Here is an 8831-nt window from a genome sequence, read left to right as displayed (position 1 = left end):
CGGATTAGGCCAAAGGCCGTAATTCGACAGACTCTCAAGGTTTGCAGCTCATTGTCGGATTACGGCCTTTGGCCTAATCCGACCTACCAAGGGGTTGCACTTCTTTTATATTATACTATAATACCAACTATCCAAAGGCGAGCGGGAAATTGGGCCCGTTTGCCGGAGTGACGGTAATCTCTCCTCCAACGACATTACCGGGGTTCATTTGGATTCTCCTTAAGGCTTGGGAATCGCTGAAGTTGACAGGCAGTTCAGTGGTTTCGTGTCTCTCACTCGATGTTGGTTGATATCGAGGTCTCCCTCGCCTCTGTACCGAAAGGTCCAGAGGCTTTTTTTATGGAAGAAAAATCTTTCATAATGTAGTATTATCTGATAATCCCTTTATTGAACTTTGTTGACTAACACGCTACCTTTGCAGGCTTAACGTCAAACCTTAATAACATGGATCCCTGCTATGGCCGTATTTGAACGCAACTTCAACCTTTCCCAGCGTATGACGCAGGAGCTGGGCAAGGCTATCGTGTGCGGTGTTTACCCCAAGGATGAAAGCCTGCCGACCGAGGCGGAGCTGTGTGAACAGTTTGGCGTGAGCCGCACGGCGGTGCGCGAGGCGGTCAAAATGCTCTCGGCCAAGGGGTTGATCTCCAGCCGCCCCCGACAGGGCATACGGATTCTGCCCGAGCAGGAGTGGAACATCTTTGATTCGGACCTGCTGCGCTGGTCTTTGGAAGGTAACCCCTCGCTGCGGGTGCTGCGTGAGTTTCTGCAGATGCGCATTGCCATCGAGCCGGAAGCGGCGTCGCTGGCGGCCCGGTTTGCCGACGATGCGGCCATTGATGCGATCGGCGAGGCGCTCGAAGGGATGCGCGATGCCAAGACCAAGCCGGAAGAGGGGCTTCAGGCGGACATCAATTTTCACGTCAGTATCCTGTTCGCGAGCAAGAACCGCTTCTACATTCGCCTGCGTGACTTCATTCAGACCGCGCTGAACGTCAGTATTCGCCACACCAACGTGATCAAGGGCGACCAGGACGCGATCATCGATGACCATGCGAAGGTCTATAACGCTATCCGCAACCGCAACCCGGAGCGGGCCAAGGCGGCCATGCTGCTGCTGATTGACGAGGCGCTGACCTTTATTGAGGAAGAGCTGGCCGAGGCCGGCGAAACCATCCCCGAGCCGCGCTGAGCTAGGCCGCTCCTACACGACCAATTCTGGGGCGTTAGTGGCAAACTGTGCTAAGATGCGCGCAGTTTGAGAATCCACGAGGCCCCGTGCCATGCACTGTCCTTTCTGCGGCGCTGAAGATACCAAAGTTGTCGATTCCCGCCTGGTGGCCGAAGGCGATCAGGTTCGTCGGCGCCGGCAATGCCTGTCCTGCAATGAGCGGTTTACTACCTACGAGGTGGCCGAGCTGGTGATGCCCCGCATCATCAAGCAGGACGGTACCCGTGAGCCTTTTGATGAAGCCAAACTTCGGGCCGGCCTGCTGCGGGCACTGGAGAAGCGCCCGGTGAGCATCGAATCGATCGAGTCGGCCATCAACCAGATCAAGCACTTTCTCCAGGCCACCGGCGAGCGCGAAGTTCCCTCGCTGAAGGTGGGGGAAAAAGTCATGGAAGAGCTGCGTAAGCTCGACGAAGTGGCCTATGTGCGCTTCGCCTCCGTATACCGTCGCTTCAAGGACCTCAACGAATTCCGCGAGGAGATCGATCGCCTGGAGCGTCACGAGCCTGAGTTCCAGGAGCCAAAGGCCCACGAACCTCAAGACAAAGTTTAACCGCATGCCCCTATCGGACCTCGACAGCCAGATGATGGCGCGCGCCCTGCGTTTGGCTGAGCGCGGCCTGTACACCACCACGCCCAATCCACGGGTGGGCTGCGTGATCGCCCTCAAGGGTGAACCAATCGCCGAGGGTTGGCACCGGCGGGCGGGCGAGGCCCACGCCGAAGTCAATGCCCTGGCGGACGCCGGTGCACGGGCGCAGGGGGCAACGGCTTATGTCACCCTGGAGCCTTGCAATCATACCGGTCGCACCGGCCCCTGCAGTCAGGCGCTGATCGATGCGGGTATTACCCGGGTGGTTTTCGGGATGGAGGACCCCAACCCGAAAGTCGCCGGAGAGGGACTGGAGCGGCTGCGTGCCGCCGGTGTTGAGGTGGACGGTCCGCTGCTGGAAGAGGAGATCCGGGCGCTGAATCCGGGCTTTATCAAGCGCATGGAGCGCGGTCTGCCCTGGGTGCGCTGCAAATTGGCCATGAGCCTGGATGGTCGCACCGCCATGGCCAGTGGCGAAAGCAAGTGGGTGACCGGCCGCCGGGCCCGGGAAGACGTGCAGCGCCTGCGCGCCCGCAGTTGCGTGATCATCAGTGGTATCGATACCGTGCTGATAGACCAGGCCGCACTGACCGTGCGTGCGGACGAATTGAAACTGGATGACGCGGCGGCGATTGCCGAGCGCCAACCGCTGCGGGTGGTCCTCGACTCCCGGGGCCGAATGACCCCCGATGCCCCGCTGCTTCAGCATCCGGGGCCGGTACTGCTGGTTCATGGTGGTGACGTCGCCGATACCGGCTGGCCGGCGCAGGTGGAAACCCTCGAGCTGGCGGGCCGTGACGGACGCATTGACCTGACCGCGCTCCTGCGCGAGCTGGCCCGGCGGGAGTACAACGAAGTATTGGTGGAGTCCGGGGCGACCCTGGCGGGTGCGTTTCTGGGGCAGGGGCTGCTCGATGAGATGATCGTCTATATGGCACCCAAGCTGCTCGGCAGCAACGCCCGACCCTTGTTCCAGTTGCCATTGGATTCCATGGCGGCCCAGTTGCCGCTGAAAATTCACGACATCCGGGCCGTGGGCCACGATTGGCGCATTACCGCCAGCCCGGATCCGGAGGGTTGATAGGCAGAGCCCAGTCCAGAGTTTGCGTAGGTCGGATTAGCACGCAGTGCGTAATCCGACTATTGACGCTCTGACGCACCTTTGTCGGATTACGCGCTATGCGCTAATCCGACCTACGTATTGAGAAGCAAACTATGTTTACGGGAATTATCGAAGCCAAAGGCCGCGTCGCCCGCCTCGAACCCAAAGGCGGCGATCTGCGCCTGTTGATCGAAACCGGCGATCTGCCTTTGGCGGACGTCCAGTTGGGCGACTCCATTGCCACCAACGGCGTCTGCCTGACCGTGGTGGACCTGCCGGGCAGCGGCTACTGGGCCGATGTGTCCGGGGAAACCCTGGCATACACCACCATTGGCCAGTGGGCCACCGGCCAACCGGTGAATCTGGAGAAGGCCCTGACGCCCACCACGCGCCTGGGTGGGCACATCGTCAGCGGCCACGTCGATGGGGTCGGGGAGGTGGTCGAACGCCACGGGGATGCCCGCTCCGAGCGCTTTCGCATCAAGGCGCCGGACAACCTGGCCAAATACATTGCCCATAAGGGCTCAATCACTGTGGACGGCACCAGTCTCACGGTGAACAAGGTCGAGGGGGCGGAGTTCGAGTTGAATATTGTCCCGCACACCCTAAAGTGGACCATCATGGACAGCTACCAGCCCGGCACCCGGGTCAACCTGGAGGTGGATGTGCTGGCACGCTACCTGGAACGGCTATTATTGGGAGAGAAGGCCGCCGACACGAGCGGCGGTGTCACCCTGGATTTTCTCGCCGAGCACGGCTTCACCGGCCGTTGAATGGCAGACGCCGGGCCATTGGCCCGGCTACTGATTGAAGGCACCTCTTTTAACGAAGGTCATTATGGAACTGAACACGCCGGAAGAACTGATTGACGACCTGCGTCACGGCAAGATGATCATCCTGATGGATGACGAAGATCGCGAGAATGAAGGCGACCTGATCATGGTGGCCGATCAGGTGCGGGCGGAGGACATCAACTTCATGTCCACCCACGCCCGGGGCCTGATCTGCCTGACCCTGACTCCGGAGCGCTGCCAGCAACTGGGCCTGCCCCTGATGGTTTCGGATAATCAGGCCCGCTATTCCACCAACTTCACCGTCTCCATCGAGGCGGCGGAGGGGGTCACGACCGGCATTTCGGCGGCGGACCGGGCGCGCACCGTGCGGGTGGCGGTCAGTGCCGACGCCAAGCCCCGGGATATTGTTCAACCCGGGCATATCTTTCCGATCATGGCCCAGCCCGGTGGCGTGATGAGCCGCGCCGGGCACACCGAAGCCGGCTGCGATCTGGCCCGCCTGGCGGGATTTGAGCCGGCGGCGGTGATTGTCGAGATCATGAATGCCGATGGCTCCATGGCCCGCCGCCCGGACCTGGAAGCCTTTGCCCAGACACACAACCTGAAAATCGGTACCATAGCGGACCTGATTCACTACCGCTCGGTAAAGGAAAAAACCGTCGAGTGCATCAACCGTCGCCAGGTGGACACCGAGTACGGCCCCTTTGAGCTGCGCACCTATCGCGATCTGGCCCGGGGTGACCTGCATTTTGTCATGCTCAAAGGGCATGTCGATCCGGCGGAGCCCACCTTGGTGCGGGTTCATGTCATGGACGTGGCGAAGGACCTGATTGGTCTCAAGCGCCCCGGCGATGCCGGCAAGCACTCCTGGAATTACCGCGATGCGCTGAAAACCATCAGCGAGGCCGGGCAGGGGGTGCTGGTGCTGATCTGTCACGACGAAAGCACCGCCCAGGTAGAAGAGAGCATCGACTGGATGCTCTCCGGTAAACAGCCGGTGCGCAGCCCGGATCAGGTGTACAAACAGGTGGGTACCGGCTCCCAGATCCTGCGGGATCTGGGGGTGCGCAAGATGCGCCTGATGTCGGCGCCCATGCGCTTTACCGCCCTGTCCGGGTTCGACCTGGAAATTGTTGAACATCTCGAGCCGGGCAGCCAGTAGGGCAGCCGGGCCGGAACACGATCAATCGATTGAAGAAAGAGAATCCTCTATGAGTCAGATCAAGGTTATTGAAGGCGATTTCGCCGCAAGCGAAGGCCGCTACGCATTGTTGGTCAGCCGCTGGAACAGTTTTGTGGTCGAAAGCCTGAAAGAGGGCGCGCTGGACACCCTGCGTCGCCACGGTATCAAGGACGATCAGGTCACCATCTACTACGCCCCCGGCGCGTTTGAGTTCCCGTTGGCCGCCCAGCGCATTGCCGCCAAGGGTGAGTTCGACGCGATCATCGCCCTGGGTGCGGTCATTCGCGGTGGTACGCCGCACTTCGATTACGTCGCCGGTGAATGCACCAAAGGTTTGGCTCAGGTATCCCTGAACGCCAATGTGCCGATCACCTTCGGGGTGCTGACTGTCGACACCATCGAGCAGGCGATTGAGCGCTCCGGTACCAAAGCGGGCAACAAGGGCGTGGAAGCCGCCACGACCGCGCTGGAAATGGTTTCACTGCTGGGAAGAATCTGATCATGGCCGATAGCAAAGCCCCCACACCGGCCGCTCGCCGCAAAGCGCGCCACTACGCCATGCAGGGTCTGTATCAGTGGCAGATGGCCGGCGCGAACCTCAATGCCATCGAGGCGGAGTTTCGCACCGATAACGACATGACCAACGTCGATGTCGACTACTTCCACGAGCTGCTGCACGGTGTGCCGCAGTTTCTGGGCGAAGTGGAAGCGGTATTTACGCCGCACCTGCAGGAGCGCAGCTCCGACGAGCTGGACCCGGTCACCCAGGCCCTGCTTCGCCTGGCCTGCTACGAGTTCAAATACCGGATTGATGTGCCCTATAAAGTGGTCATCAACGAAGCGGTATCCCTGGCGAAAAAGTTCGGCGCGGCAGAGAGCCACAAGTTCATCAACGGCGTGCTCGACAAGGCCGCCAACGATATCCGGGCCATCGAAAAACGCGCCTGATTGCGGTGGGAATCGGTGGATGACGGGGCTTTGCCCCTTATCCACCCTACCATGACCTTGGCACGTTCGTTCCCGTAGGGGCAGAGCGCAGCGAACAAACTGGGCATCCACCATAACTCACCACCACTAAACCTTACTCCAAACCGACTCAAACCATGGGTGAATTCGAACTGATCCGCCACTACTTCCAACAACACAGCGCCGAGTCCACCCCGGCGTCGGTGCTGTTGGGCGTGGGCGACGATGCCGCCTTGCTGCAACCCCCGGCGGGAGAAGCGCTGGCGGTCTCGGTCGATACCCTGGTCAGCGGCGTTCACTTTCCGGACGATGCGCCCGCGGAGGAAATCGCCCAGCGGGCCCTGCGGGTCAACCTCAGCGACCTGGCCGCCATGGGGGCGACGCCGCTCTGGTTTACCCTGGCGCTGACCCTCCCCGAGGCCTCCGATGACTGGCTGCGGGATTTCAGCCGCGGCCTGTTCGAAGTGGCCGAGGCTTATGGTATTTCTCTGGTCGGCGGCGATACCACCAAGGGGCCGCTGACCATTACCGTTCAGGTGATGGGCTCGGTAGCGCCGGGGCTGGCCCTGCGTCGGGACGGCGCCAGTGCCGGGGATTATGTGCTGGTCACCCACACGCTGGGAGACTCTGCCGCGGGCTTGGCGAGCCTGCAAGGGCGTCTGGAAAAGGCGGTCAGTGAGGATGTCAGCGCTTACTTACAGGAGCGCTATTGGCGGCCCACGCCCCGGCTGGAAGCCGCCGCGCAACTCGCGGGTATCGCCAGTGCCGCGCTGGATATCTCCGATGGCCTGCTGGCCGATCTGGGGCATATCTGCGCGGCCAGCGACCTGAGCGCCGAGCTCTTTATCGAAGAACTGCCCCTTTCGCCAGCGCTGCAAAATGCCACCAGTCTGGATCAGGCCCGCCAGTGGGCGCTGACCGGCGGCGATGACTACGAGCTGTGCTTCACGGTACCGGAGAGCCGGATGCCCGAACTGGGCGCCCTGATCGGCACCGGTGCCCTTCAGGCCACCGTAGTGGGTCGCCTTGGAACCGGTAGCGGCGTACACTGCACGCTGCACGGCGAACCCTACGATTCACAACAAAGCGGCTATACCCATTTCTGATGTCCAAGCCTGAATACCCCAGCGTCGCCACCGTCCTGCGCAACCCGGACCACCTGTTTGCCTTTGGTTTTGGCAGTGGCCTGCTGCGTCCGGCCTCCGGTACTTTTGGCACGGTGGCGGCCATTCCCATCTTCTGGTTGATTCAGGACCTGTCCGTACCCATCTATTCACTGTGGCTGATCGTGACCTTCGCCATGGGCGTTTATTGGTGCGAACGCAGCTCCAAGGCGCTGGGGGTGCACGACCACGGTGGTATTGTCTGGGATGAAATGGTCGGCTACTGGCTCACCATGTTCCTGGCGCCGGCCGGCTGGCTGTGGATGCTGCTCGGCTTCGTCCTGTTCCGGATCTTTGATGTGATCAAACCCTGGCCCATCAACTGGCTGGATCGCCGGGTGCACGGCGGCTTTGGCATCATGATCGATGATGTGCTCGCGGCGGTGTATGCCTGGATCATCCTGCAGACCGTGGCTTACTTTATATAGAATGGCGGGCGTCAGCCCACCCGCTCAAGAGGCAATTGCGTGACCATACGCTTCGTAGAATCTTCCAAACTGCCGACCCCCTGGGGCATGTTCACCATGCACGGCTTCTCCGACGATGGAGCGGACAAGGAGCACCTGGTGCTCACCATGGGCGATGTAGGTGACGGCGAACCGGTACTCGCCCGGGTGCACTCCGAGTGCCTGACCGGCGATGCGCTGTTCAGCATGCGTTGCGACTGTGGGCCTCAATTGCAGGCCGCCATGCACAAAATCGCCCTGGAAGGGCGCGGAGTGATTTTCTACCTGCGCCAGGAAGGCCGCGGCATCGGCCTGCTCAACAAAATCCGCGCCTACCACCTGCAGGACTGCGGCGCCGATACCGTGGAAGCCAACGAACGCCTGGGTTTTGGCGCCGATATGCGCGACTACAGCATCCTCAAGCCCATGCTGGAGCACCTGGACATCAAGTCACTCAAACTGATGACCAACAACCCGCGCAAGGTCAAAGCCCTGCGGGAAATGGGCATCACCGTGGCGGAACGCATTTCCCACCAGACCGGGCGCAACCCCCACAACGCCCGCTACCTGGAAACCAAGCGAGGCAAGCTCGGCCATCTGTTCGAAGAGGGCGACGATAGCTGGACCTCCCAGGAACCACCACCCGAGGAAAATTCATGACCATCAAAATCGCCATCAGCGGCGCTTCTGGCCGCATGGGTAAAGCCCTGATCGAAGCCGTCAGCGCCAATGACGACACCCAGCTGAGCGCCGCCATCGAGCGCCCCGAAAGCACCCTGATCGGCGCCGACGCCGGTGAGTTGGCCGGCATCGGCAAGCTGGGCGTAGCCCTCAGCGGCGATCTGGCGGCGGTGATCGACCAGTTCGACGTTCTGATCGACTTCAGCGCCCCTGCCGCCACCTTGAACAACGCCAAACTCTGCGCCGAACATGGCAAAGGTCTGGTCATCGGCACCACCGGTTTTACCGACGAGCAGAAAGCCGAACTGGAAGCGCGGGCCAAAAGCACGGCGCTGTGCATCGCCGCCAACTACAGCACCGGCGTCAACCTGTGCCTGAAGTTGCTCGATATGGCCGCCCGAGTGATGGGTGACGATGTCGATGTGGAAATCTACGAAGCGCACCATCGCCACAAAGTCGACGCGCCCTCGGGCACGGCCCTGCGGATGGGCGAAGTCGTCGCCAACGCCCTGGGGCGCGATCTGAACAAAACCGCCGTGTACGGCCGCGAAGGCCAGACCGGCGCCCGGGATCGCGATACTATCGGCTTTGCCACCGTGCGCGGCGGTGACGTGGTGGGCGATCATACCGTGATGTTCATGGCCGATGGCGAGCGCGTGGAAATCACCCACAA

At 61.3% G+C, this 8831-nt stretch carries 11 protein-coding genes; all 11 read left to right on the top strand.

Going from position 1 to position 8831, the window contains the following annotated elements:
- Nucleotides 1-457: 457 nt before the first annotated feature.
- On the top strand, nt 458-1192 hold the full coding sequence (locus B3187_RS09555) for a FadR/GntR family transcriptional regulator (RefSeq protein WP_286806033.1): 735 nt from the start codon (nt 458-460) through the stop codon (nt 1190-1192).
- Nucleotides 1193-1283: 91 nt separating this feature from the next.
- A complete protein-coding gene (gene nrdR, locus B3187_RS09550) occupies nt 1284-1784 on the top strand; it encodes a transcriptional regulator NrdR (protein ID WP_024462391.1) in 501 nt (166 codons plus the stop codon).
- 4 nt (nt 1785-1788) lie between these two features.
- Nucleotides 1789-2904, top strand: a complete 1116-nt coding sequence (ribD, locus tag B3187_RS09545; protein ID WP_286806032.1) for a bifunctional diaminohydroxyphosphoribosylaminopyrimidine deaminase/5-amino-6-(5-phosphoribosylamino)uracil reductase RibD — start codon at nt 1789-1791, stop codon at nt 2902-2904.
- Between the two features lie 134 nt (nt 2905-3038).
- Nucleotides 3039-3698, top strand: coding sequence for a riboflavin synthase (locus B3187_RS09540; RefSeq protein ID WP_286806031.1), 660 nt, complete (start codon nt 3039-3041; stop codon nt 3696-3698).
- 64 nt (nt 3699-3762) lie between these two features.
- Entirely contained in the window at nt 3763-4881 is a 1119-nt protein-coding gene (gene ribBA / locus B3187_RS09535; RefSeq protein WP_286806029.1) for a bifunctional 3,4-dihydroxy-2-butanone-4-phosphate synthase/GTP cyclohydrolase II, read from the top strand.
- A 49-nt stretch (nt 4882-4930) separates the two neighbouring features.
- Nucleotides 4931-5401 carry a 6,7-dimethyl-8-ribityllumazine synthase gene (ribE, locus tag B3187_RS09530; protein WP_024462395.1) on the top strand — a complete coding sequence of 157 codons (471 nt, stop codon included), beginning with the start codon at nt 4931-4933 and terminating at the stop codon, nt 5399-5401.
- Between the two features lie 2 nt (nt 5402-5403).
- Nucleotides 5404-5850, top strand: a complete 447-nt coding sequence (gene nusB / locus B3187_RS09525; RefSeq protein ID WP_024462396.1) for a transcription antitermination factor NusB — start codon at nt 5404-5406, stop codon at nt 5848-5850.
- Nucleotides 5851-6005: 155 nt separating this feature from the next.
- Nucleotides 6006-6974 (top strand): thiamine-phosphate kinase, encoded by a 969-nt coding sequence (gene thiL / locus B3187_RS09520; RefSeq protein ID WP_286806027.1) that lies wholly within the window; start codon nt 6006-6008, stop codon nt 6972-6974.
- Nucleotides 6974-7459, top strand: coding sequence for a phosphatidylglycerophosphatase A family protein (locus tag B3187_RS09515; protein ID WP_286806026.1), 486 nt, complete (start codon nt 6974-6976; stop codon nt 7457-7459). The genes thiL and B3187_RS09515 overlap by 1 nt, the downstream gene beginning before the upstream one ends.
- Nucleotides 7460-7498: 39 nt before the next feature.
- A complete protein-coding gene (gene ribA, locus B3187_RS09510; RefSeq protein WP_286806024.1) occupies nt 7499-8137 on the top strand; it encodes a GTP cyclohydrolase II in 639 nt (212 codons plus the stop codon).
- A partial coding sequence (dapB, locus tag B3187_RS09505; protein WP_286806023.1) for a 4-hydroxy-tetrahydrodipicolinate reductase occupies nt 8134-8831 on the top strand: 698 nt, incomplete at its 3' end. The genes ribA and dapB, both read left to right, overlap by 4 nt.

This window comes from Marinimicrobium sp. UBA4209, assembly GCF_002381585.1.
In the GTDB taxonomy this organism is placed as follows: domain Bacteria; phylum Pseudomonadota; class Gammaproteobacteria; order Pseudomonadales; family Cellvibrionaceae; genus Marinimicrobium; species Marinimicrobium koreense.
Note: the sequence above shows the minus strand (reverse complement) of the source record. Positions and strands in the feature narration are given on the sequence as shown.